Raw genomic sequence first — 24,009 nt, 5'->3', positions numbered from 1 at the left:
CTGGCCTTCCTGGCGAGAACGCCGCTCCCCGGCCGTCGCCGTGCGGGCGGGGCCGGGGAGCGGCGCGGTTAGGTGAGGTTGTGCGGGCCGAAGGCCTGCGGCAGGACCCGGTCCAGGGTCCACACGCCCTCGGGGGTGTCCACGAGCAGGTGCGGGCCGCCGTGCTCGAACAGGAGCTGTCGGCAGCGCCCGCACGGCATGAGGATCCGCCCCTGGCCGTCCACGCAGCTGAAGGCGGTCAGACGGCCCCCGCCGGAGGCGTGCAGGGCGCTGACCAGGCCGCACTCGGCGCACAGGGCCAGCCCGTAGGAGGCGTTCTCCACGTTGCAGCCGCTGACCACGCGGCCGTCGTCGACCAGCGCCGCGGCGCCCACCGGGTACTGCGAGTAGGGCGCGTAGGCGCGGGTCATCGCCTGGCGGGCGGTGTCCCGCAGCGCCGTCCAGTCCACGGAGGCCGGGTCCGGGGGTGCGGAACTCATGAGCGGCTCGCCCTCCACTGCTTGCCGATGCCCGCGGGCGGGCGCAGCCGCTGGGAGGCCAGCGACAGGACCAGCAGGGTGGTGATGTGCGGGCTGTAGGTGGCCAGCTCGCGCGGGAGCGAGTCGGTGGTCAGGTACCAGGCCAGCAGCAGGACCGCGGCGACGGCCCCGGCCGCGGCCAGGCCCTTGCGGTCCTGGCGCACCTGCCACAGGGCCGCGGCCAGCAGCGCCACCGCCAGGAGCAGCAGCAGGGCGTGGATGGCCTCGCCGCCGCCGCGGATCTGCAGGGCGTCGGTGTAGCCGAACAGGCCCGCGCCCATGGCCAGTCCGCCCGGGCGCCAGTTGCCGAAGATCATCGCGGCCAGGCCGATGAAGCCGCGGCCGCCGGTCTGCCCCTCCTGGTAGATGTGCGAGGCCACCAGGGAAAGGAACGCCCCGCCCATGCCGGCCAGGCCGCCGGAGACGATCACCGCGACGTACTTGAGGGTGTACACCGGCACGCCGAGGGACTCGGCGGCGTCGGGGTTCTCCCCCACCGAGCGCAGGCGCAGGCCGAAGGCGGTCCGCCACAGCACCAGGTAGGTCAGCGGGATCATGAGGATCGCGATGAGGGTCAGGGCCGACATCCGGGTGGTCAGCCCCACCACCAGCGAGGCCAGGTCGCCGACCAGGAAGATCCCGCTGCCCGCGACGGGTCCGAGCAGGTCGGCGACGAGGGGCAGGTCCAGCACCGGGAACGAGGGGGCGGTCGGCGACTGTGCCGCGCCCGCACCGGGGATGTCGGAGTAGACCAGGATGGACAGGTAGCGCATCGCGCCGAGCATGAGGATGTTGATCGCCACGCCGGAGACGATGTGGTCCACCGCGAAGGTCACCGTGGCCACGGCGTGCAGGAGGCCGCCGGCCATTCCGGCGAGCACGCCCGCCAGCAGGCCCGCCCACGGGTTGTCCGTGGACCATGCGAAGTAGGCACCGAACCAGGTGCCCAGGATCATCATGCCTTCCAGGCCGATGTTGATGATGCCCGCGCGCTCGGCCCACAGGCCGCCCAGGGCCGCCAGCCCGATGGGCACGGCGAAGATGAGGGTGGTGCGGATGGTGCCCGTGTCGGTGAGCATGTCGTGGCCGGTGATGACCCGGAGCCCCGCCAGGGCCACCAGCACCGCGCCGAACAGGGTGAGGAGGCGCCAGCGCGCCCATCCCCTGGGGAACAGCGGCGGCTTGTCCGCCGACCGCTTCACTTTGATCTCCTGGCTCACTGCGTCTTCCCTCCGCGCTCGCCGCCGGAGTCGGGGGCGGCCCCGTCCTCACCGTCGGTGGTCCCGCCCTCGGCGGCCGAGGGGACGGGTTCGGTGTCCTGCTCGGCGGTCCCGCCGAGCTGCTTGCCGATCTGCTGCTGCTGGTAGCGGCGGCCCCAGCGGTGCACGACCTCGTAGACGACCACGACGGTGAGCACGATGGTGGCCTGGGAGATGACCGCGATCTCCTGCGGGACGCCGTCGAAGGGCAGGATGCCCGAAGCCTGGTTCAGGAAGGACCAGAACAGGGCGGCGAAGACGATGCCCACCGGATGGTTGCGGCCCAGCAGGGCGATGGCGATGCCGATGAAGCCGATCCCGGTCGGGAAGTCGAGGGCGTAGTAGTGCGAGCTGCCCAGCAGCTGGGGCAGGCCGACCAGCCCGGCGACCATGCCCGAGAAGAGCATGGACAGGAACACCATCTTCTTGACGTTCACACCGCTGGCCTCGGCCGCGGTCTGCGACTGGCCGGTGGCCCGCAGCTCGAAGCCGAAGCGGGTGCGGTTGAGCATCACCCAGTAGCCGACGCCCACGGCCACGGCCAGGAGCACGAGGCCGAAGATCTCGTGGTCGGAGCCGAGGAAGGTGGCGGGGATGCCCGGCACCCAGGACGACTCGGGGATCGGCGGGGTGCCGATGTTGTTGGTGCTGATCTCCACCGCGAGGCGGTTGGTGCTCAGCAGGTAGGCGGTGATGCCGGTGGCCACGGCGTTGAGCATGATCGTGGAGATCACCTCGGACACGCCCCGGGCCACCTTGAGGTACCCGGCGATGCCGGCCCAGACGCCGCCCACGGCCACGGCGGTGACGACGATGACGATCTGGCTGAGCACCGGCGGCAGCACGAGGTAGCCGCCCACGGCCGCGGCCAGCAGCGCGGCGAGGCGGTACTGGCCGTCCACGCCGATGTTGAACAGCTTCATCTTGAAGCCGATCGCCACGGCGACGGCGGCCAGGTAGTAGGTGGTGCCGTCGTTGATGATGCGCACCAGGCTGTCGGGCCTGCTGCCGTATTCCAGCATGCGCTCGAACGTGGCCAGCGGCGGGATGCCGCTGAGGTACAGCACGGCCGCGGTGACCGCGACGGCGATGACCCCGGCGGCCAGGACCGCGGCGAAGGAGAGCGCGAGCATCGCCGAGAGCCGGTGGAAGAGCACGAAGGCCATGGCGGAGCCGACCAGGGCGCCCAGCGCCGCGGCCACCGGTTCGATCAGCGACAGGTCCAGGAACCAGGCGGCCAGCAGCCCCGAGGCCGCCGACAGCACCAGGGCGGTCGGCACGACCAGGGTCTCGTGCAGACCCGTGCCCTCCTCACGGGTGCCGCTGGAGCCGCTGCGCCCGTCGGGTACCAGGGGGCCGGTCCACACCACCGCGGCGAAGGCCGCCGCCACGCCGATGATCAGCGCGACCCACCACAGCAGCGCCGTGTCCAGGGCCAGGGTGACCGCGACGCCCAGGACGATCGCGGCGCCCAGCGCCGCGGGGCCGGGCAGGGTCGTGTTGGGACGGGGGATCCTACTCATGCGCGCCGCCCTCGCCTTCCGTGCTCTGGTCGCCGTCCAGCCCGGCGCCGGTCATGGCCGAGCCCAGCTGTTCGGGGGTGACGGTGGTCGGGTCGGCCTGGGCGACCAGGCGGCCGCGCAGGATCACGTGCAGGGTGTCGGACATGCCGATGAGCTCGTCCAGGTCGGCGGAGACCAGCAGCACCGCCAGGCCGGCGGCGCGGGCGTCGCGCAGCTGCTCCCAGATCGCGGCCTGGGCGCCCACGTCCACACCGCGGGTGGGGTGCGCGGCGACCAGGAAGCGCGGGGATCCGCTCATCTCCCGGCCGATGATGAACTTCTGCTGGTTGCCGCCGGACAGGGCGTCGGCGATCACGTCGATGCCGGGGGTGCGCACGTCGTACTCGGCCACGATGCGCTCGGAGTCGGCACGGGCCCCGGCCCTGTCGATCCACGGGCCGCGCACGCTGGGCTCCTTGGTCTGGTGGCCCAGGATGCGGTTCTCCCACAGCGGGGACTCCAGCAGCACGCCGTGCCGGTGGCGGTCCTCGGGGATGTAGCCCACGCCCGCCTCGCGGATGCGCAGGGTGGGCCAGCCGGTGACGTCCTGGCCCTCCAGGAGGACGCGCCCGGAGGCCAGCGGGCGCATGCCCATGACGGCCTCGATGAGCTCGGACTGGCCGTTGCCCTCCACGCCGGCGATGCCGACGATCTCGCCCCGGCGGATGTCCACGCTGACCCCGTCCACGACGGCCCGGCCGTCGGAGGAGCGCACTGTGACCCCGTCCAGGGAGAGCACGACGTGGTCGGTGACGGTGGACTCGCGCAGCTCGGGCACGGGCAGTTCGCCGCCGACCATCAGCGTGGCCAGTTCCCGGGCGGTGGTGGTGCCCGGGTCGGCGGTGGCCACGGTGGTGCCGCGGCGGATCACGGTGATCTCGTCGGCGACCGAGAGCACCTCGTCCAGCTTGTGGGAGATGAAGATGACGGTCAGGCCCTCGCGCTTGAGCTCGCGCAGGTTGTCGAAGAGCTCGTCGACCTCCTGCGGGACCAGGACGGCGGTGGGCTCGTCGAGGATGATGGTCTGGGCGCCGCGGTAGAGGACCTTGAGGATCTCCACGCGCTGGCGCTCGCCCACGCCGAGGTCCTCCATGAGGCGGTCGGGGTCGACCCCGAGCCCGTACTGGGCGGACAGCTCGCGGATCCTGGCCCTGGCCCGGCCGCCGATGCCGAAGCGGCGCTCGGCCCCCAGGACCACGTTCTCCAGGACGGTGAGGTTGTCGGCGAGCATGAAGTGCTGGTGCACCATGCCGATGCCGTGCCGGATGGCGTCGGAGGGCGAGCCGAAGCGCACCTCCCGGCCCCGGACGCGGATGTGCCCCTCGTCCGGCCGGTGCATGCCGTACAGGGTCTTCATCAGCGTGGACTTGCCCGCACCGTTCTCGCCGACGATGGCGTGCACGGTACCGGGAGCCACGGTGATGTCGATGTCGTGGTTGGCCACGACCCCGGGAAAACGCTTGGTGATCCCGCGCAGCTCAACGGCGGGGGGATCCTGGGCCCCCGCGCCCGATGGCGTGCTGCTCATCTGTCTCCTCGTGAAGTTGCGGCGCGGTGCCCGCCGGAGGGGCCGGATCCCGGCCACCGCCCGGTGTCCCCGCCGCGAAACGGCAACCGGGGCGGCACCGGGCCGGGGTCTCCCGGTCCGGTGCCGCCCGTGGATGCGACCGCCGCGGACCTCTCCCGCGGCGGTGTCCGCGCGTAACGCGGTCTACGGCTCGGTCGGAACCTCGATCTCACCGTCGATGATCTGCTGCTTGATCTCGTCCAGCCGGTCCTGGATCGGGCTGATCGCCTCTTCGTTGGACGTGGTGTAGTCCACGCCGCCGTCGGCCAGGTCGAAGCGCTGGACGCCGCCCTCGACCTCGCCCTCGGTGGCGGACTTGATCAGCTCGAACACGGCCACGTCCACCTGCTTGATGGCGGAGGTGAGCACGTGCGGCTTCTGTTCCTCGCTGGCGTTCTCGTACTGGTCGCTGTCCACGCCGATGAAGGTGAAGTCGTTGGCCACGGCCGCCTCCAGGACGCCGTTGCCCGAGGCTCCGGCGGCGTGGTAGATCACGTCGGCGCCGCGGTCGTGCTGGGCCTGGGCGAGCTCGCGGCCCTTGGCGGGGTCGCTGAAACCGCTGAAGTCCGGCGGCTGGCTGAGATAGTCGACCTCGACGGCGATGTCCTCGTCGATGTGCTCGACGCCCGCCGTGTAGCCGGCCTCGAACTTGTGGATCAGCGGGGTCTCGACGCCCCCGATGAAGCCGACGTGGTCCTCCTCCGTGGTCAGCGCGGCGGCGGCGCCGGCCAGGAAGGAGGCCTGCTCCTCGGCGAAGACCAGGCTGGTGACGTTGTCGATGCCGGTGATCTCGGAGTCGACGATGGCGAATTCGACGTCCGGGTACTGGGGAGCGACCGCCTGGACGGCGCCGTCGTAGGCGAACCCGACGGCGATGACGACGTCGTAGCCCTCCTCGGCCATGGTCGCCAGGCGCTCCTCCTTGGCGGACTCGGCCTCACCGTCGGTGGGCTCGAAGTCGGTGGTCTCCACCCCCAGCTCCTCGGCGGCCCGCTCCAGACCCCGGTAGGCGGAGTCGTTGAAGGAGCGGTCGCCGCGACCGCCGACGTCGTAGGCCAGGCCGACCTGCAACTCGGAGGCGGACTCCTCGCCGCCCTCGTCGCCGCCACCGCTCTCCTCCGCCGCGTTGTCACACGCGGTGAGGGCGAGCACACCGGCCGCCGCGACCGCGGCGAACCTGACTGCGTTGCTGCGCTTCACTTCTCACTCCCTTACGCCCTCTCAGCGGCCAGCATTCGCGTGTGACCGAGCTGAGTTCTGCAGCCGGACGATATCCGGTGGCCGAAAGTACATCTAACCAACGGACGGAGTTGTTATGAAGGCGAGAGCGGAGCGACACGGGGACCCACTCGGAAGTTACCAAGCGCACACCCGGCAGGGACAACCGTCATTGGCCACGGTGTTCCAGGTCTCAGCAAACCCGCTCCGACACGGCGTTACTGCCCTGGGTTTCCCTTCCCGCACCCCGCGTCACCACCGCACGTGGGAGGGGGCCGGTCTAGACCGGACTGACCGCCCCGGAACGGGCCGGTCGGGGCCGGCCCGGCCCGGGGCCCGACGCGGCTCAGGAGTCGAGGAAGGCCAGCACCGCCTGCCGGAAGCCGCGGGCGGAGACGGCGTTGGCGTGGTCGCGGCCCGCGACCTCCACGTGGGAGCCGCCGCACCGCTCGGCGAGTCCGGCCGCGTCCCGGGCCAGCTCGTCCCGGGCCCCCGCGACCAGCAGCAGGGGGATCCCCGCGGGCGCGGGCTCCTCCCGGAAGGGACGGGCGGCCTGGCCCCGGGCACAGGCGGCCAGGGCTTCGGCGTCGTTGCCCGGCAGGGCTGCCACGGTGCGGTAGACCCGGTCGAAGGCGCCCTCCCCCGCACCGGGGTCGGACAGGTCCGTTCCGGCGAAGGCGTCGCGGGGCCCGAACCCGCCCAGGACCAGGCGCCGGATCCGGTCTGGGGCGGCCAGGGCCAGCTCCCAGGCCAGGCGCGAGCCCATGGAGTAGCCGACCAGGTCCACGCGCTCCACCTCCAGGGTGTCGAGCAGGGCCAGCAGGTCGGCGACGAAGCACTCGGGCAGGTACGCGGTGCTCTCGCGGGGTTTGTCGCTGGCGCCGTGGCCGCGCAGGTCGGGTCCGAGCACCCGGCGGCCGGCCGCCTCCAGGGCCCGCTCCCATCCGGCGGCACGCCAGTTCATCGCGAAATCGGTGCCGAAACCGTGCAGCAGGAGCACGGGAACTCCGGCTTCCCCGGCCGACGGGCGCACATCGACATAGTGCATTGTCACGCCGTCGACGAGATTCGCGGACATGAAACCCTCTCTCCCTCTTCCTGTGAAATGTGCGCATGCGCCAAAGGCACCCGGTCAGATTTTTCTCCCAATGACCGGCGCGAATCCGCCCGGCCTTTTGTGTTTTTCTCCGAAAGAGTCCGGGCGGCCCGGTGCCGGTCAGTCCGTCGGGGGTCGCAGGCGCACCCGGCGGGCCGGGCGGGCCTCCTCGGCGGGCACCCGTCCGACGATGCCCGGCGCGTCGGGGGCGCCCTCCACGGCGAAGGTCACCAGGGGCCGGCCCACGGGGACGGCCTGCTCCTCCTCGGCGTGCAGCTCGACGACGCGGCCCGTGTGCGGCGAGGGGATGACCACCGCGGACTTGGTGGTCTCCACCTCCACCAGGGGGGCGTTGCGCTCGACCGTCTCGCCGACGGCCACCTGCCACTCCAGGACGGTCGCCTCGACCAGCCCCTCGCCCAGGTCGGGCAGGGTGAAGGTGATGTTCTCCTGTGCCATGGCGGTTAGTACTCCAGGGTCCGTTGCACCGCGAGCAGGACGCGGTCGATGGTGGGCAGGTACTGCGGCTCCAGGGGACCCGCGGGGTAGGGCACGTCGAACCCGGTCACGCGCTGTACGGGCGCGGACAGGTCCCGGAAGCAGTGCTCGGTGACCAGGGCGGCGACCTCGGCGCCGAGCCCGGCGGTCAGCGGGGCCTCGTGCACGACCACGGCGCGCCGGGTCCGCGAGACCGAGGCGGCCAGACCCTCGGCGTCCAGGGGCTTGAGCCAGCGCAGGTCCAGGACCTCCAGGTCCACGCCGTCCTCGGCGGCGAGTTCGGCCACCTGGACGCAGCGCTGGACCATGGCGCCCCAGGCCACGAGGGTGGCGTGGCGGCCCGGGCGCACGATGCGGCTGGTGCCGATGGGGTCGCTGGGTTCGCGCAGTCGGACGGGTCTGCGGTCCCAGTAGCGCGCCTTGGGCTCCATGTAGACGACGGGGTCGTCGGAGCGCACCGCCTGGAGCATCAGACTGTAGGCGTCGCCGGGGTCGGAGGGCGCCACGACCTTGAGGCCGGGGGTGTGCGCGAAGAGCGCCTCCAGGCTCTCCCCGTGGTGCTCGGGCGCCTGGATCCCGCCGAAGGAGGGCAGGCGCAGGGTGATCGGCATGGGCGCCGCGCCGCGGGTGCGGTAGTTCATGCGCGCCACCTGGTTGACGATCTGGTCGATCGCGGGATAGGCGAAACCGTCGAACTGCAGCTCGGGGACGGGACGCCAGCCGTTCATGGCCAGGCCGACCGCCATGCCCATGATCGCGGACTCGGCCAGCGGGGTGTCGAAGACCCGCTTGTCGCCGAACTCCTCCTGGAGCCCGTCGGTGACGCGGAAGACCCCGCCCAGGGCGCCCACGTCCTCGCCGAAGACCAGCACGTCCGGGTCCTCGGCGAGCAGGACGCGCAGGGCGCGGTTGATGGCCTGCTGCATGGACAGCTCGACCGCGGGGGTGTCGGCGGCGGCGGCGCGTTCGATCAGCTCGGTCACAGCTCGACCTCTTCCTGCCAGGTGCGGCGCTGCCGGGCCAGCTCCTTGGTGTTCTCCCGGAAGACGTGGGTGAACAGCTCCGAGCCGTCGGGCTCGGGCGCGGTGGCCACGCCGTCGCGGACGCGCTCGGCCTCGCGGCGGGCCCGGGCGTCCACCTCGGCGAGGTGGGCCTCGTCGGCGTGCCCGGCGGCGAGCAGGGCGGCGCGCAGCAGGGTGAGGGGGTCGCGTTCGCGCCAGCGCCGGACCTCGGCCTCGTCGCGGTAGCGGCCGGGGTCGTCGGAGGTGGAGTGGGGCTCGACGCGGTAGGTGAGCGCCTCCACCAGCGTGGGGCCCTCGCCCCGGCGGGCGCGGGCGACGGCCTCGGCGGTGGCCTCGTAGACCGCGCCCGCGTCGTTGCCGTCCACCAGGACGCCCGGGAAGCCGTAGCCCGCGGCGCGCGCGGAGACCGAACCGCCCGCGACCTGGCGCTCGTTGGGCACCGACAGCGCCCACTGGTTGTTCTGGCAGAAGAAGACCACGGGGGCACCGAAGACCCCGGCGAAGTTCATCGCCTCGTGCACGTCACCCTCGGAGCTGGCGCCGTCGCCGAAGTAGGCCAGCGCCACGCCGTCGTCACCGCGCAGCCGCTCTCCCACGGCCCACCCGACCGCGTGCGGGACGGGACCGCCGACCACGGCGTTGACGGCGCCGAACCGGGAGGCCGCGACGTCGTAGAGGCCGCCGTGCCACAGGGCGCGGTGGGTGGCCATGTAGCCGACCATCTCCACGCCGTAGGCCAGGGCGGCGGCCATCTCGCGGTAGGTGGGGAAGACGAAGTCGCGCGCCGGGTCCATGGCCGAGGCGCTGGCGACCTGGGCGGCCTCCTGGCCGCGCACGGACACGTAGGCGGGGAAGACGCCCTGGCGCTGCAGGGCGATGGCCTCGGTGTCCAGGTCGCGCGCGGTTCTCATGTGGCGGTAGAGCGCGCGGGTGAGGTCGGGGGACAGGTGGTCCACGGTGATGGACTCCCGGCCCGCTGACGTGTGGGGTGGCATGTCGAGCGGCTCCCAACGTGGCCCGCCGCGCGCGGTGGCGCGGGTCGGGCCCTGGCGGTGACTGTCTAGGACACGATTCTCCGCAAGACTCGACACTTTCGCTAGATAGCAGCGCATACTTGATACATAAGAGCAGAAAATCGCGCTTGTGGTGCTCATACGTCTAGGTTTCACCTTCGGCCGACCGCGAAAACCACACAGGGCCGCCTCCTCCCCGGCCGCCAGCCGCGGCACGGACCGGCGGACGCCGCGCCAGGGGCTTCGACGCCAGGTCCCCGCACGGGAAAAGCCCCGACCATCCCGTCAGGGAAACCCGGCGAACAGACGACACTTGAGACAGGAAACGGTACTTCGGCAAGAATTTCTGCTGTGTTCCGGAAACCCCGGTGTAGTTACCCGCCAGTCAGGGAAACCACCAACCCACCAGCCGCGTCAACCATGGGTACAGTCGGCCACCCCGACGCGCTTCCCGTCCGTCGGACCCCCGGGTCCCCCGCTTCCCCGCCCTCCCCCGGTCCCCCACCCCCGGTGACCGACCGGCGATCTCGCCGGCTGAGATTCCGATGGACGGAAACAACGTTTACCTGGTACTTCGTTAGCCCCGGTCAATGACGACGCCAAGGGGCGCCATCCTGAAACAAGAGCACACGAGGAGCACGCACATGGCCATGGGCGACCAGCGCAGGAACGGCCGGCGGCCGGACACCACCGACCAGACGATCCTGAGCGCCCTCGCCAAGGACGCGCGGACCGGGATCACCGAGATCGCCGCACTGGCCAACGTGTCCCGGGCGACGGCTTACAACAGGATCAAGCGGCTCACCGACGAGGGTGTCATCCGCGGCTACTCCGTGGTGACCGACCACTCCAAGATGGGGCTCGGCGTGACCGCGCTCGTCCTCATCTCGGGCAGCCAGCCGGACTGGCGGGCCAACCGGGAGATCCTGTCCTCCTACCCGGAGATCGAGTACTGCTGGTACGTGGTGGGCTCGGCGGACATCGTCCTGCTCGTCCGCGTCGCCAACACCAACCAGCTGCGCGACCTGATCCTGACCCGGTTGCAGTCCCTTCCCGGTGTGACGTCCACCCAGACGCTCACCGTCATCGACGAGGTCGTACACCGGCCGGTCGTGGAACCCTCCGACAACGGCTGAGGGACCGTCAGCCCCCGACCACCCCGGCGACCGAGGCCATCAGCTCGGCGAGCAGGCCCGAGCCCAGTGCGCGGGTGGCCGCGACGTCGCCCCCGACCTCCAGCACCACCTCGACGTAGGCCTTCAGCTTGGGTTCGGTGCCCGAGGGCCGCAGCGTCACACGCCCCCTGTCCTCCAACCGGAAGCGCAGGGCGTCCGTCGGCGGCAGACCCGCGTGCCCGGCGGCGAAGTCGTCGACCCCGACCACACGCAGGGGTCCGAACGCGGCGGGCGGTTCGGCGCGCAACCGCCGCATCGCCGCGGAGAGCACCGCCGGGTCCGTCACCCGTACCGACAGCTGGTCGGTCAGGTGCAGGCCGTACCGGCGTGCCTGGTCGTCGAGCAGGTCGACCAGGGTCCGCCCGTCCCGTCTGGCCCGGGCCGCGAGCGCCGCCGCCACCAGGGCCGCGCTGATGCCGTCCTTGTCCGCGACCGGGCGGCCGCCGTCACCGCCCACGCAGTAGCCCAGTGCCTCCTCGAAGGCGAAGACCCGCCGCTGGCCCGGGCCGCCCGCGCGGGCCAGCCACTTGAAACCGGTGAGGGTCTCCTCGTAGCGCACCCCCCGCTCGCGCGCGATCCGGCCGAGCAGGCTGGAGGAGACGATCGAGGCGGCCACCACCCGGTCCGGGCCGCTGGTGTGGTCCAGCACGTACTCGGCGAGCAGCCCGCCGACCTCGTTGCCGGTGAGCAGCCCGTGCCCGGGGACCGCCAGGGCGAGCCGGTCGGCGTCGGGGTCGTTGGCCAGGACCAGGTCGGAGCCGTCGGCGGCGCCGGCGGCCAGCGCCAGGTCCATGGCCCCGGGCTCCTCCGGGTTGGGGAAGTCCACGGTCGGGAAGTCGGGGTCGGGGTCGAACTGCGCGGCGACCACGGAGGGGCGGGGGAACCCGGCGCGTTCCATCGCCGCCAGCAGCACCCGGCCGCCCACGCCGTGCATCGCGGTGTAGGTGGTGGCCAGGTCGCGGTCCTTGCCGGGGACCAGCGCGGTGACCGCGTCCAGGTAGCGCTCCACCGCCTCGGGCCCGAGCACCGTCCAGTCCCGCCCCAGGGGCAGGGCGCCCACCGGTCCCGCGGCGTCGATGGCGGCGGAGATCTCGGTGTCGGCCGGGGAGACGATCTGGGTTCCGGCGTCCTCCGGCCCGCCCGCCTTGGCGGCCCCGGCGTAGACCTTGTAGCCGTTGTCCGCCGGCGGGTTGTGGCTGGCCGTGACCATGATCCCGGCGTCGGCGCCCAGGTCGCGCACGGCGAAGGCCAGCACCGGGGTGGGCAGCGGACCGGGCATGAGGGAGACCCGGTGCCCGACACCGGCGAGGACGGCGGCGCTGTCGCGGGCGAAGTCCGCCGAGCGGTGCCGGGCGTCGTAGCCGATGACCACGTGCCCGGATTCCGGTCCGAGCCAGGCGGCGATCCCGGCCGCGGCCCGCATGACCACGACGCGGTTCATCCGGTTGGGCCCGGCGCCCAGGGCGCCGCGCAGTCCGGCGGTGCCGAACTCCAGGCGCGCGCCGAAGCGGTCGGCGAGGTCGGCCAGCGCGGCGTCCTCGCCCCGTTCGGCGCGCTCGACCAGCGCGGCGAGTTCGGCCCGGGTGCGGGGGTCGGGATCCTCGGCGAGCCACTGTCTGGCCTGGTCGAGCACGGTCATCGGCTGTCCCCTCAGAGCTTGGCGACGATGTCGGCGAGCAGGCGGCCGACGGTTCCCGCCGACTCCCGACCGGTGGCCAGCACGTCCTCGTGGTCGAGGTTGGCGCCGGTGAGACCGGCGGCGACGTTGGTGACCAGGGACAGGCCGAGCACGCGGGCGCCCGCCGCGCGGGCGGCGATGGCCTCCAGCACGGTGGACATGCCGACCAGGTCGGCGCCCATCGCGCTGAGCATGCGGATCTCGGCCGGGGTCTCGAAGTGCGGGCCGGGCATGGCCGCGTACACGCCCTCGGGCAGGCCGGGGTCGACCGAGCGGGCCAGCGCGCGCAGGGAGGGGTCGTAGGTCTCGCTGAGGTCGACGAAGTGCGCGCCGCTCAGGGGCGAGAGCGCGGTCATGTTGATGTGGTCGGCGATGAGCACCGGCGAGCCCACGGGGTAGGCGGGGTTGATGCCGCCCGCGGCGTTGGTCAGCACGACGGTGGTGGCCCCGGCGGCCACCGCGGTGCGCACGCCGTGCACGACGGCGTCGGTGCCGTGGCCCTCGTACAGGTGGGTACGGCCCAGGAAGGCCAGCACGTTGCGGCCCTGGCCGGTGACACTGCGCAGGACGGGGCTGTGGCCCTCCACCGCCGGGGGGACGAAGCCGGGCAGCTCCGCCAGGGGCACCTCCCGCCCCGCGCCGTCGAGCAGGTCGGCCGCGGGCGCCCAGCCCGACCCCATGACCAGGGCGACGTCGTAGGAATCCACACCGGTGCGCGAGCGCAGGGCGTCCGCGGCCTCCTCGGCGGCGGCCTGGGGTGTGCCAGTCACAAGTGTCTCCGTTTCCGTTGGTGCGGCGCGGAGGGGGCGTCCCGCGGGCGCGCCCCCTCCTCGCGGGCGGGCCCTACACCCCGACGGGGTGCCAGACGGTCTTGGTCTCCAGGAAGGGGGTCATCCGCGCGGTGCCCGGGTCGGGGTCGAGCCAGGCCTCCTCCCCTCCCCCGGCCTCGGGGCCGGGGCGCAGCACCCGGGTCAGGGTGGCGGCGGCCTCCCGTTCCAGCTCCACCGCCAGGTCGCCCGCGCCGGTCAGGTCCAGGGCGTTGACGTCGGCGTGCGCGGCCAGGTGAGGCGCCAGTTCGGGCACGCGGCCGGTGAGCAGGTTGACCACGCCGCCGGGCAGGTCGGAGGTGGCCAGTACCTCGGCCAGGTCGACGGCGGCCAGCGGGGCCGTCTCGGAGGTGACCGCCACGGCGGTGTTGCCGGTGGCGATCACCGGGGCGAGCACGCTGGTCAGGCCGAGCAGGGGTGCGTCCTGGGGGGCGAGGACGGCGACCACGCCGGTGGGCTCGGGGGCCGAGTGGTTGTAGTAGGGGCCCGCGACCGGGTTGGCGCCGCCGAGCACCTGGGCGACCTTGTCCGTCCAGCCCGCGTAGTACACCCACCGGTCGATGGCGGCCGAGACCACCCGGTCGGCCAGGTCCGGGGACAGCCCCTGGGCCGCGACGGCCTGGGCGGCGAACTGCGCGCGGCGGCCCTCCAGCACCTCGGCGACCCGGTAGAGGACCTGGCCGCGGTTGTAGGCGGTGCGCGCCGACCAGCCGCCGAAGGCCTTACGCGCGGCGACCACCGCGTCGCGGGCGTCCTTGCGGGAGGCGAGCGAGGCGTTGGCCAGGTGCTGGCCGCTGGCGGAGGTCACGGGGTAGCTCCTGCCCGATTCCGAGCGGGGGAAGGCCCCGCCCAGGTAGAGCTTGTAGGTCTTGCGGACCGCCAGGCGGGCGGGGGGCCCGCCCTCCGCGGCCCTGGCCGTCCTGCGGGATGTGCGCCGTTCAGCCAAGGTAGGCCTCCAATCCGTGCCGCCCGCCCTCGCGGCCGTATCCCGACTCCTTGTAGCCGCCGAAGGGGCTGGTCGGGTCGAACTTGTTGAACGTGTTGGACCAGACCACCCCGGCGCGCAGGCGCTCGGCGGTCCAGAGCATCCGCGAGCCCTTCTCGGTCCACACCCCGGCGGAGAGGCCGTAGGGGGTGTTGTTGGCCTTGGCCACGGCCTCCTCGGGGGTGCGGAAGGTCAGCACCGAGAGCACGGGGCCGAAGATCTCCTCGCGGGCCACCCGGTGTGACTGGCTGACCCCGGTCAGGACGGTGGGCGCGAACCAGTAGCCGCTCCCGGGCAGGGCGCACTCGGGCGACCAGCGCTGGACGCCCTCGGCCTCGGCGGTGTCGGTGAGTTCCCGGATCCGCTCCAGCTGGGCGGCGGAGTTGATCGCCCCGATGTCGGTGTTCTTGTCCAGCGGGTCGCCCAGCCGCAGCCGGGAGATCCGGGCCTTCAGCCGGGGCAGCAGTTCCTCCGCGATGGACTCCTGTACCAGGAGCCGGGACCCGGCGCAGCACACGTGGCCCTGGTTGAAGAAGATGCCCGAGACGACGCCCTCGACCGCCTGGTCGAGCGCGGCGTCGTCGTAGACGATGTTGGCGCCCTTGCCGCCCAGTTCCAGGGTCAGGCGCTTGCCGGTGCCCGCGACCGCGCGGGCGATCTGGCGGCCGACCTCGGTGGAGCCGGTGAAGGCCACCTTGTCGGTGCCGGGGTGCTCCACCAGGGCGCGGCCGGTCTCGCCCGCGCCGGTGAGGATGTTGACCACGCCCGGGGGCAGGTCGGCCTCCTGGCAGATCTCGGCGAAGGCCAGCGCGGTGAGCGGGGTGGTCTCGGCGGGCTTGAGGACGACGGTGTTGCCTGTGGCCAGGGCCGGGGCGATCTTCCACGCGAGCATGAGCAGCGGGAAGTTCCACGGGATGACCTGGGCGGCCACGCCCAGGGGGCGCGGGTCGGGGCCCAGCCCGGCGTGGGCGAGCTTGTCGGCCCATCCGGCGTGGTAGAAGAAGTGCGCGGCGACCAGGGGCAGGTCGACGTCGCGGGTCTCCTTGATGGGCTTGCCGTTGTCCATCGACTCCAGCACGGCCAGCTCGCGCGAGCGCTCCTGGAGGATGCGGGCGATGCGGAACAGGTACTTGCCGCGCTCGGCGCCGGGCATCCGGCTCCACACGGTCTCGTAGGCGCGGCGTGCGGCGGCCACGGCCCGGTCCACGTCGGCGGGCCCGGCCACGGCCACCTGGGCGAGCTTGGTCTCGTCGGCGGGATTGACGGTCGTGAGGTACTCACCGCCCTCGGCCGGGGTGAAGGCACCGTCGATGAACAGCTCGTAGGTCTCGCGCAGGGTGACGACGGAGCGGGACTCCGGGGCGGGCGCGTACTCGAAGGTCACGGCGTTCTCAGTCCAGCGTGTAGTAGTCGGGGCCCGGGTAGGTGCCGGTGGACAGCCTCGTGCGCTGCATCAGCAGGTCGTTGAGCAGGCTGGAGGCGCCGATGCGGAACAGGTCGGGGGTCAGCCACTCGGGGCCGGCCACCTCGTTGACCAGGACCAGGTTGCGGATGGCGTCCTTGGTGGTGCGGATGCCGCCCGCGGGCTTGACGCCCACGCGCCTACCGGTGTCGGCGTGGTGGTCGCGGACCGCCTCCAGCATGACCAGGGTGACCGGCAGCGTGGCCGCCGGGGAGACCTTGCCGGTGGAGGTCTTGACGAAGTCGCCCCCGGCCCGGATGGCCAGGTGGGAGGCGCGGCGCACGTTGTCGTAGGTGACGAGCTCACCGGTCTCCAGGATGACCTTCAGGTGCGCGGTGCCGCAGGCCTCCTTGACCGCGGCGATCTCCTCGAAGACCTTGAGGTAGTCGCCGGACAGGAAGGCGCCGCGGTCGATGACCATGTCGATCTCGGTGGCGCCGTCGGCGACGGCGCGGCGGGTGTCGGCGAGCTTGACCTCCATGGGCGCCCGGCCGGAGGGGAAGGCGGTGGCCACCGAGGCCACGCCGATCCCGGTACCGCGCAGCGCCTCCACGGCGGTGGCCACCATGTCGGGGTAGACGCACACGGCGCCCACCCGGGGCACGGTGCGGTCGGTGGGGTCGGGGTGGGCGGCCTTGGCGCACAGGGCGCGGACCTTGCCGGGGGTGTCGGCTCCCTCCAGCGTGGTCAGGTCCACCATGCTGATGGCCAGGTCGATGGCCTCGGCCTTGGCGGTGGTCTTGATGGACCGCGTGGACAGGTCCTGGGCGCGGGCGCGCGCGCCGACCTCGTCCACGCCCGGGAGTCCGTGCAGGAAGGCCCGGAGTTCGCGGTTGGTCGTCGCCTCGGGCGCGAATGCGGTGTGGGGCACGGGCACCTACAGCTCGATCGGTTCAATGGCCGTTCCGTCCGCTGCGACCAGCGGGAACGGTGGGTGTTCGACACGGCCCGCAGGCGGGTGGCCCCGGCCGTCAGGCAGTCACCCTAACGCCGGGCGGGGGCGGCGTCAGCATCCGCGCGGACCGCGCCGTCCAAGGTTGGAGAAGACTCCAAACCGCTCCACCGGCCCGCGTCGTGCTTTGGTCCAATTCCAGCCTCCGGAGGCCGGAAAAGCGGCGTTCGCGACGCCGCGGCGGCCCCGCCGGGCGACCCCGCGGTCTAGACCGGACCACTCCCCTGCCGCCTCCGGCACGGATGTCAGACTGGTCCGCACACGAGAGGGGAAGGCCGCCGATGGAGATCGGACGGAGCGACGCGGAGGGCGACAGACCCGGGGTGCGCCTGGTGCGCCTGGACGGGGACTCCGCCGAGGTGGACCTGCTGCGGCGGACCGTGCTGCGGCACCGCCTGCCGCCGGGCCAGCGGGGGCACGTGGGGCTTCCGGTGACCACCCTGCCCGCCGCCGACGCCGACCCGGCGCGCACACCCTTCGCCGTCGTCGCCGGCCCGCTGGACGCCGGCACCGCGCGGGAGGCCTGCGCGGGCTTCGGCGTCCTGGACCGGGCCGTGCACACCCGCGACCTGGTCCCCGACCCGGCGCGCGCCGTGCTGCTGCGCGCCTTCTACGTCACCACCGCCTGGCAGGGCAGGGGCGTGGGCCGGACCGTGTGCGCGGCACCGCTGCTGGACCGGCTGGCCGCCGAGGTGGCGCCGCACGCCACGACGCTGGTGCTGTGCGTCGACGAGGCCAACCGGGCGGCGGCGCAGGTGTACCGCCGCGCCGGTTTCGCCTTCACCGGGCACCGGCACGTGGACGAGGCGGGGAAGCCGCAGCTGGTGATGGTCCGCCCCCTGGATCCGCGGGGCGACGCCGCACGAACCGACAGAGCCTAGTCTGGTGGCATGGCGGAGTTGCGGATCAGTAGCGATGACGAGCGGATCGACCTGCGCAGGATGGCGACCGCCCTGGCCGAGTCGCAGGGGTGGGCGCGCGAGGACGTCAGCATCTGGGACAACCGCCGCGGCGAGGTGATCGTGACGGTGGACGACGCGCTGCTGCGCCGGCCCGAGGCCGACCCGCTGCACCGCCCCCGGCACACGCCGCGCGCCGTGCACGAGGCCTGCGAGACCCTGCGCCGCGAGGAGGCCTCGCTGCGCCGGGTGGACTTCCGGGTGCTGCGCCAGGAGACCGCGCGGTTCTTCTCGGCCGGGTGGACCGTGGCCGACGTGCTGCACGCCCTGGGTCACCGCCCCGACGGCGTGCCCTGGCCGAGCGGTGAGGGGTACCAGGGCACCGACTGGCTGCGAGCCCGCATGAAGGCCTGGCGCACCCCCGACGGCGACATCCGGCCCTCGCAGTCGCAGGAGGCGGCCCAGCTGCGCGTGATCGGCCGGGCGGGCCTGCCGGTGGACATCGGCCTGCCCGAGGACGCCGAGGTCTCCCAGCGGCCGGTGGCCAGCCCGGCGGTGGCCCGGTCCGCGGCCGACGACGCGCGCCGCCTCATGCGGCAGAGCACCCGGACCACCACCGACTCCCTGGCCCACCGGGACCGCACCTCGGCCAACATCACCCGCCGGAACGACCGCTGACCGCAGCCCTGCGCTCCTCCACCAGGGCGACCGCGCCGTTGGCGGCCTCGGCCAGGACGAGCTCGGCCGGCCCCCGGCCCACGACCAGCCGCCACAGGGTGGCCAGGGCCAGCGAGACGAGGATGAACTGCTCCAGCAGCCAGGGCTGGTGCCAGTCGTAGCCGGTCACGGAGATGACCACCGCCAGGGCCAGGACGTGTCCGGTGTAGACCGACAGCGGCATCCGGCCGACCGAGGTCAGCGGGTACATCAGGATCCGCAGGCGCTCGCACAGGAACACGCACGCCACGAGGACGACGAGCCCCTGGCCGACCGCCTCGGCCATCTCGAAGGTGGTGCCGGTGTGCGGGGTGCCGACCGCCAGCCACCACCAGGAGTCGGTGGGCACCTGGCCGGAGATGGAGTTCATCTCGTCGGTCACCGCGTAGCGCACCTCCTCCAGCACCGCCGGGTCGGTGAAGGTGCCGGGCGGCAGGCCGGTCAGGCCGGGGCCGCTGGCCTCCACCAGCCGGTCCAGGCCGCCCAGCCGGTACAGCAGCAGCCAGGGGCCGACGTGGCCGACCACGGCCAGGGCCGCCCCGGTGGCCAGCAGGCGCAGCCGCACCGCGGTGGCGGTCAGGTCCGTGCGGCCCACGGCCATGCCGGCGAACACGTAGACCATGAAGGTGACCGCCGGGTAGTAGCCGGTCAGGAAGAACTCGGTGAACGAGGTGACCGCCCCGGTGCGCGGCACGGGCGGGAAGAAGGCGTCCCGCAGCAGGAACGAGACGGGCGGGCCGAGGACCGCCAGGACGCCCGCCACCGCCCACAGGGCCCCCGCGCGCAGTCGGACCAGGGGGAGCGCCAGGACGAAGAAGCCCGCGTAGTAGGTGAGGATGATGGCGATCGGGACCGCCATGAGGTCCAGCATGAGGCCGAGCAGGCCGATGAGGAGGGCGCGGGCGAGGATGCGCACGGCGGCCCGGCGCAGCGGGTCGCCGCTGACGGGCGCGGTGCGCCCGGTCATGATGGCCAGGGAGACCCCCGCCAGGAGCGCGAACAGGGCCGAGGAGTTGCCCCGCACGACGCTGTGCACGTCCCAGGCGTAGTCCTCGGGTGAGAGCAGGCCCATGGAGTCCACGCCGAGGTGGACGATGAACATCCCGAAGACCGCGAGGGCGCGCGCGGCGTCGATGCCGTCGATGCGCGCGCCGCCCGGGGGCGCGGCCTGGACCGGGGCGGAGGTGTCGTCTGACTGGTTCTGTGCCACGACCGCCAGGCTATGCCCCCGCGGCCCGGTGGCGACAGCGCTCCTTCCGCCTGTGGATGGCCGGAGGCGGCCACGGGCGGCGGCATCCCCCGGGGACTCCCGGACTTCCACGATGAGGCGCATGCCCTCCTCGCGCTTCCTGCTGGATGTGGCGCCGCTGCGGGAGGTGCCGTGCTTCCGCCGGTTCTGGCTCGGGTCGGCCGCCTCGGCGCTGTGCGGGCAGTTCACGGTGTTCGCCGCGACCTTCGCGGTGTGGGAGCTGCCCCGGTCCACCGTGACGGTCGGCGCGCTGGGCCTGGTGAGCGCGCTGGCGTGGTTCGTCGCCGTGCCCGTCGGGATGGCGTTCATCGACACCGTCGACCGCGCCCGCGCCGCCCGGGCCGTGATCCTCGCCCGGTGCGCGACGGTGGCGGCGCTGGCGGGGGCCGCCGACACGTGGTCGGTGGTGAGCCGGGGCGTCCTGGTGCAGTCCGCCACGCCCGAGGGCGTGCGCGGCCGGGTGAGCGCCCTGGAGCTGGCGGTCGGGATCGCCGGTCCGCACCTGGGCAACATCCGCGCCGGGCTGGTCGCCCCGCCGCTGGGCGCTGGGCCCGCCATGGCCGCCGGTGGGCTGGCGTGCGTGCTCGCGTGCTCGGCGGTGTACGCGCCCACGCCGGGCATGCGCAGGTGACCGGCCCGGACCGGCGGGCGGGGCGGACCGCCGGTTCCGGGTTGCGGGCGGCGGGGAGGGCCCGTACGGGCCCTCCCCGCTCCTAGGCGTCCTTGAGGGCGCTGAAGGCGTCGAGGGCCTCGGGGTTGGCCAGGGAGTCGCGGCTGGCGACGCGCTCGGGGTCCTCGCCCATGAGGATGCGTTTGACCGGTACCTCCAGGACCTTTCCGGACAGGGTGCGGGGCACCGCGGCGATGGCGCGGACCCGGTCGGGCACGTGCCGGGGGGAGCAGTCGGAGCGGATGCGGCGGGCGATCCGCTGGGGCAGGTCGCCCTCCAGGTCGGCGCCCTCGCGCAGGACGGTGAACAGCTCGATCCGGGAGGAGCCGTCGGCTTGGGGCACGTCCACGACCAGGGCGTCGACGACCTCGTCCAGGGCGAGCACGGCGCGGTAGATCTCGCTGGTGCCCATGCGCACGCCGCCGCGGTTGATGGTGGAGTCGGAGCGGCCGTGGATGACGGCGGTGCCGCGGTCGGTGATCGTGATCCAGTCGCCGTGGCGCCACACGCCCGGGTAGACGGAGAAGTAGCTGTCGCGCAGGCGCTCGCCGCTGTCGTCCCCCCACAGGAAGAGGGGCATGGAGGGGGCGGGTTCGGTGACCACGAGTTCGCCGACCTCGTTGACGAGTTCCTTGCCGTCGGGGTCCCAGGAGGCGACGGCCATGCCCAGGGCGCGAGACTGGATCTCGCCCTCGTGGACGGGCAGGGTGGGGGTGCCGCCGACCAGGCAGCTGCACACGTCGGTGCCGCCGGAGGTGGAGAAGAGCCACAGGTCCGAGCCGAACTCCTCGTAGACCCAGGCGAAGGCCTCGGGACTGAGCGGGGATCCGGTGGAGCCGATGGCCTTGAGCGCGGACAGGTCGCGCCCCCGGCGGGGGTGGACGCCCTCCTTCATGGAGGAGGAGAGGAAGCCCGCGCTGGTGCCGAAGACGGTGATCCCGGCGTCGGCGGCCAGGTCCCACAGCGCGTTCATGTCCGGTGCCGCGGGGCTGCCGTCGTACAGGACGATGGAGGCCCTGGTCAGCAGGACGCTGACCAGGAAGTTCCACATCATCCAGCCGGTGGTGGTGAACCAGAAGACGCGGTCGTGCTCCCGGGCGTCCAGGTGCAGGTGCAGGTTCTTGAGCTGTTCGAGGAGGATGCCGCCGTGCCCCTGGACGATGGCCTTGGGCAGGCCGGTGGTGCCCGAGGAGTAGAGCACCCACAGGGGGTGGTCGAAGGGGACGGGGGTGAACTCCAGGTCGGCTCCGGCGCCGGAGTCCTCCAGCCGCTCCCAGGGCAGGGTGCCCTCCAGGGTCCGGCCGGGGCGGAGGTAGTCCAGCAGGACGGTGTGCTGGACGGTGGGCAGGGCCGCGCGCAGCTCCTCCACGACGGGCAGGCGGTCGAAGTCCTTGCCTCCGTAGCGGTAGCCGTCGACGGCGAGCAGGACCGTGGGTTCGATCTGCGCGAAGCGGTCGATGACGCTGCGCACGCCGAAGTCGGGGGAGCAGGAGGACCACACGGCGCCCAGGGAGGCCGTGGCGTAGAACGCGGCGACGGTCTCGGGCAGGTTGGGGAGGTAGGCCACGACGCGGTCGCCGGGTCCCACCCCGAGTTCGCGCAGGCCCGCCGCGATCGCGGCGGTGCGGCGGCGCAGCTCGCCCCAGGTCCACTCCCCCAGGGGGCGCAGCTCGGTGGCGTGCCGGATGGCCACGCGGTCGTCGTCGCGGCCCTCGAAGACGTGCTCGGCGTAGTTGAGTGCGGCGCCGGGGAACCACTCGGCGCCGGGCATGGTCCGCGCGCCCAGGACCCTCTGGTAGGGGGTGTGGGAGCGCACGCCGTAGTACTCCCAGACCGACTCCCAGAACCCGTCGATGTCGGTGACCGACCAGCGCCACAGGGAGTCGTAGTCGAAGGAGCGGGGGTCGGTTCCCCCCTCCCCGAAGGCCCGGACCCCCTTGTTCTCCGCGGCCCACCTGGCGAACGCGACGATGTTGGAGGAGGCGATCCTCTCCTCGTCGGGCTGCCAGAGCACACGGGGCACGCTGCTCTCCGTCATTGGCCCGCCTTCCCATTCACGTGGCTGTGCGTTGGTGTGAGACCCATCTAACAACACACCGCGGAGGCGGGGACGCCCCGGCCCGGGGGTGGAGGGGACCGGGGCGGGCGACGAGTGCGCAGGTCACCCGGGAAGCCGTCCGGACTGTGGGAGGCCCACTCCGAGGGGGCGCCGAAGCGTGGCGGCCCCCCGTTGACACGCCCGGTCCGGGGGTCCGACGACCGGATGTCAGGTTCCGCGCAGCGCGGCGACGGCGGCCACCGGGGAGTCGACCACGGGGGCGCCGGTGGCCGTCAGGCGCTCGCGCGACATCAGGCCGCTGGCCACCAGGATGACGGAGGCCCCGGCCTCGCGGGCGGCGCGGGCGTCGTCGTCGATGTCGCCGATCAGCACGACCCGGGAGGGGTCGATGCCCTGGTGGTCGAGGTGGCGTACCAGGTGCTCGGCCTTGGAGTCGTGCTCGGTCTCGAACTGGCGGCCGTCCACGCGGGTGAAGTGCGGGGTCAGGCCGCGCTCCTCGACGAGCGGGACCAGGTGGCCGTGCGAGGCCATGGACAGCAGGGACTGGGTGCCCCCGCCCCGGGACCACTCGTGCAGCACGTCGGGCACGCCCGGGGTCAGGTCGCAGGAGGGCAGGTGCTCCAGGTAGCTGCTGTCGTAGAGCCTCTCCATCCGCTCCCATTCGCCCTCGGCCAGGGTGCGTCCGAGGAGTTCCTCGTAGCAGGGGAGGAGGGGGCGGCGGAAGAAGGAGCGCCAGTAGTCCATCTCCACCGGATCGCGCCCGAAGAGCTCGCACACGGCGTTCACCGCGGCGAGATTGGCGTGGTTGTCGTTGAGGAGGGTGCCGTTCCAGTCCCAGACGATGTGGGTGATGTCGCGTCGGTCGAAAGTCGTCTCAGCCATTGACCGCACTTTACGGGCACCCGCCCCGGTCAGGGTATGCGTTTTACGCCACCTCGTCCTCTTCCTGTCCTAGGGGGAGGTTCCCTCCGCCGCCGCCTCCCGCCGTCGCGCGCGCAGGCGGCGCCCGCGCCGGGCCGCCCACACCCCGGCCGCCGCCATGAGCGGGAACACCACGATGATGAGGACGGGCAGCAGCAGGGCCAGCAGTGAGGAGACGGCGCTGACCACGTCCTCCAGGAAGGAGACGACGGGGGCGGCGCACCCGCCCGTGACGGTGTTGGCCAGCGGCCGGGCCAGGGACTTGGCCAGGTGGAAGAGCAGGGCCACGACCGCGCCCGCCACCACCGGCCCCCACGAGACGCCGTCCCCCGCGGTGGCTCCGGAGGCCGCGGTGACCTCGTCGAGCCGCACGGAGGAGACCCCGGCGCCGAAGGTGACGCCGCCGGAGGTGGGGCGCACCACCGTCTGCAGGAGGTCGTTGACGCTGTCCAGGGCGGGCACCTTGTCGGCGGTGAACTCCACGGCCAGCAGCACGGTGAGGGTCGCCAGGGTGACGGGGTGCTCCAGCCACTGCCAGGACTCACCGAGCGGGACAAGGTCGGTGAAGCGGGCGAGCAGCCCGACCGCCAGGAGGGGGATGTAGGCGTTGAGCCCGGCCGCGGAGGCCAGGCCCAGGCCGGTGAGTGTGGCGAACATGCGTG

22 protein-coding genes are annotated in these 24,009 nt (G+C 73.0%); 4 read left to right on the top strand and 18 right to left on the bottom strand.

Annotated features, from left to right (window positions below):
* Positions 1 to 68 precede the first annotated feature (68 nt).
* The 9 genes from FYW95_RS17025 to FYW95_RS16985 all read right to left on the bottom strand — a co-directional run bounded on the left by FYW95_RS17025 (position 69) and on the right by FYW95_RS16985 (position 9,735).
* On the bottom strand, positions 69 to 497 hold the full coding sequence (locus tag FYW95_RS17025) for a cytidine deaminase (protein WP_159942261.1): 429 nt from the start codon (positions 495 to 497) through the stop codon (positions 69 to 71).
* A complete protein-coding gene (locus FYW95_RS17020) occupies positions 476 to 1,738 on the bottom strand; it encodes an ABC transporter permease (protein WP_159942262.1) in 1,263 nt (420 codons plus the stop codon). Before FYW95_RS17020 ends, FYW95_RS17025 begins: the two co-directional genes overlap by 22 nt.
* Positions 1,735 to 3,300: an ABC transporter permease gene (locus FYW95_RS17015; RefSeq protein ID WP_159942263.1), complete on the bottom strand. Its 1,566-nt coding sequence runs from the start codon at positions 3,298 to 3,300 to the stop codon at positions 1,735 to 1,737. Before FYW95_RS17015 ends, FYW95_RS17020 begins: the two co-directional genes overlap by 4 nt.
* On the bottom strand, positions 3,293 to 4,867 hold the full coding sequence (locus tag FYW95_RS17010; protein ID WP_159942264.1) for an ABC transporter ATP-binding protein: 1,575 nt from the start codon (positions 4,865 to 4,867) through the stop codon (positions 3,293 to 3,295). The genes FYW95_RS17015 and FYW95_RS17010 overlap by 8 nt, the downstream gene beginning before the upstream one ends.
* A gap of 183 nt (positions 4,868 to 5,050) precedes the next feature.
* The gene (locus tag FYW95_RS17005; RefSeq protein WP_159942265.1) at positions 5,051 to 6,106 is read right to left on the bottom strand and encodes a BMP family lipoprotein; all 1,056 of its coding nucleotides are present in this window, start codon (positions 6,104 to 6,106) and stop codon (positions 5,051 to 5,053) included.
* A gap of 364 nt (positions 6,107 to 6,470) precedes the next feature.
* Positions 6,471 to 7,172, bottom strand: a complete 702-nt coding sequence (locus FYW95_RS17000) for an alpha/beta fold hydrolase (protein WP_236567745.1) — start codon at positions 7,170 to 7,172, stop codon at positions 6,471 to 6,473.
* Positions 7,173 to 7,340: 168 nt separating this feature from the next.
* The gene (locus tag FYW95_RS16995) at positions 7,341 to 7,679 is read right to left on the bottom strand and encodes a biotin/lipoyl-containing protein (protein WP_159942267.1); all 339 of its coding nucleotides are present in this window, start codon (positions 7,677 to 7,679) and stop codon (positions 7,341 to 7,343) included.
* A 5-nt stretch (positions 7,680 to 7,684) separates the two neighbouring features.
* Complete coding sequence (locus tag FYW95_RS16990; protein ID WP_159942268.1) at positions 7,685 to 8,701, bottom strand: alpha-ketoacid dehydrogenase subunit beta; 1,017 nt, start codon at positions 8,699 to 8,701, stop codon at positions 7,685 to 7,687.
* Positions 8,698 to 9,735, bottom strand: a complete 1,038-nt coding sequence (locus FYW95_RS16985; protein WP_159942269.1) for a thiamine pyrophosphate-dependent enzyme — start codon at positions 9,733 to 9,735, stop codon at positions 8,698 to 8,700. Before FYW95_RS16985 ends, FYW95_RS16990 begins: the two co-directional genes overlap by 4 nt.
* A gap of 662 nt (positions 9,736 to 10,397) precedes the next feature.
* On the opposite strand from FYW95_RS16985, the gene FYW95_RS16980 reads away from it, so the two are divergent.
* Positions 10,398 to 10,889 (top strand): Lrp/AsnC family transcriptional regulator, encoded by a 492-nt coding sequence (locus tag FYW95_RS16980; protein WP_159942270.1) that lies wholly within the window; start codon positions 10,398 to 10,400, stop codon positions 10,887 to 10,889.
* 7 nt (positions 10,890 to 10,896) lie between these two features.
* Here the strand turns inward: FYW95_RS16980 and FYW95_RS16975 are convergent, their stop codons facing one another.
* From FYW95_RS16975 to deoC, 5 genes are all read right to left on the bottom strand, one after another.
* Positions 10,897 to 12,567 (bottom strand): phospho-sugar mutase, encoded by a 1,671-nt coding sequence (locus tag FYW95_RS16975; protein WP_159942271.1) that lies wholly within the window; start codon positions 12,565 to 12,567, stop codon positions 10,897 to 10,899.
* 11 nt (positions 12,568 to 12,578) lie between these two features.
* Positions 12,579 to 13,376 carry a purine-nucleoside phosphorylase gene (locus FYW95_RS16970; protein ID WP_159942272.1) on the bottom strand — a complete coding sequence of 266 codons (798 nt, stop codon included), beginning with the start codon at positions 13,374 to 13,376 and terminating at the stop codon, positions 12,579 to 12,581.
* A gap of 73 nt (positions 13,377 to 13,449) precedes the next feature.
* Positions 13,450 to 14,379 carry an aldehyde dehydrogenase family protein gene (locus FYW95_RS16965; RefSeq protein WP_159942273.1) on the bottom strand — a complete coding sequence of 310 codons (930 nt, stop codon included), beginning with the start codon at positions 14,377 to 14,379 and terminating at the stop codon, positions 13,450 to 13,452.
* The gene (locus FYW95_RS16960; RefSeq protein ID WP_159942274.1) at positions 14,372 to 15,802 is read right to left on the bottom strand and encodes an aldehyde dehydrogenase family protein; all 1,431 of its coding nucleotides are present in this window, start codon (positions 15,800 to 15,802) and stop codon (positions 14,372 to 14,374) included. The genes FYW95_RS16965 and FYW95_RS16960 overlap by 8 nt, the downstream gene beginning before the upstream one ends.
* A gap of 7 nt (positions 15,803 to 15,809) precedes the next feature.
* On the bottom strand, positions 15,810 to 16,757 hold the full coding sequence (deoC, locus tag FYW95_RS16955; RefSeq protein WP_159942275.1) for a deoxyribose-phosphate aldolase: 948 nt from the start codon (positions 16,755 to 16,757) through the stop codon (positions 15,810 to 15,812).
* A 356-nt stretch (positions 16,758 to 17,113) separates the two neighbouring features.
* On the opposite strand from deoC, the gene FYW95_RS16950 reads away from it, so the two are divergent.
* Together FYW95_RS16950 and FYW95_RS16945 are read left to right on the top strand one after the other, a co-directional pair.
* Positions 17,114 to 17,713 carry a GNAT family N-acetyltransferase gene (locus tag FYW95_RS16950; RefSeq protein ID WP_159942276.1) on the top strand — a complete coding sequence of 200 codons (600 nt, stop codon included), beginning with the start codon at positions 17,114 to 17,116 and terminating at the stop codon, positions 17,711 to 17,713.
* 9 nt (positions 17,714 to 17,722) lie between these two features.
* Positions 17,723 to 18,409 carry a hypothetical protein gene (locus FYW95_RS16945; RefSeq protein ID WP_159942277.1) on the top strand — a complete coding sequence of 229 codons (687 nt, stop codon included), beginning with the start codon at positions 17,723 to 17,725 and terminating at the stop codon, positions 18,407 to 18,409.
* Here FYW95_RS16945 and FYW95_RS16940 read toward each other — a convergent pair.
* Positions 18,387 to 19,658 carry a heparan-alpha-glucosaminide N-acetyltransferase domain-containing protein gene (locus FYW95_RS16940; protein ID WP_236567738.1) on the bottom strand — a complete coding sequence of 424 codons (1,272 nt, stop codon included), beginning with the start codon at positions 19,656 to 19,658 and terminating at the stop codon, positions 18,387 to 18,389. The two genes, FYW95_RS16945 and FYW95_RS16940, sit on opposite strands and share 23 nt — an antisense overlap.
* Before the next feature lie 121 nt (positions 19,659 to 19,779).
* Between FYW95_RS16940 and FYW95_RS16935 the strand changes: the two genes are divergently transcribed.
* Positions 19,780 to 20,328, top strand: coding sequence for a hypothetical protein (locus tag FYW95_RS16935; protein WP_159942279.1), 549 nt, complete (start codon positions 19,780 to 19,782; stop codon positions 20,326 to 20,328).
* Between the two features lie 82 nt (positions 20,329 to 20,410).
* Here FYW95_RS16935 and FYW95_RS16930 read toward each other — a convergent pair whose 3' ends face one another.
* The 3 genes from FYW95_RS16930 to FYW95_RS16920 all read right to left on the bottom strand — a co-directional run bounded on the left by FYW95_RS16930 (position 20,411) and on the right by FYW95_RS16920 (position 24,004).
* Positions 20,411 to 22,405: an acetoacetate--CoA ligase gene (locus tag FYW95_RS16930; RefSeq protein WP_160050558.1), complete on the bottom strand. Its 1,995-nt coding sequence runs from the start codon at positions 22,403 to 22,405 to the stop codon at positions 20,411 to 20,413.
* A gap of 228 nt (positions 22,406 to 22,633) precedes the next feature.
* On the bottom strand, positions 22,634 to 23,308 hold the full coding sequence (locus FYW95_RS16925; RefSeq protein ID WP_160050557.1) for an HAD family hydrolase: 675 nt from the start codon (positions 23,306 to 23,308) through the stop codon (positions 22,634 to 22,636).
* A gap of 69 nt (positions 23,309 to 23,377) precedes the next feature.
* Positions 23,378 to 24,004, bottom strand: coding sequence for a DUF4126 domain-containing protein (locus tag FYW95_RS16920; RefSeq protein ID WP_159942282.1), 627 nt, complete (start codon positions 24,002 to 24,004; stop codon positions 23,378 to 23,380).
* Positions 24,005 to 24,009 lie beyond the last annotated feature (5 nt).

It is taken from the genome of Nocardiopsis sp. FR4, assembly GCF_009830945.1.
In the GTDB taxonomy this organism is placed as follows: Bacteria; Actinomycetota; Actinomycetes; order Streptosporangiales; family Streptosporangiaceae; genus Nocardiopsis.
Note: the sequence above shows the minus strand (reverse complement) of the source record. Positions and strands in the feature narration are given on the sequence as shown.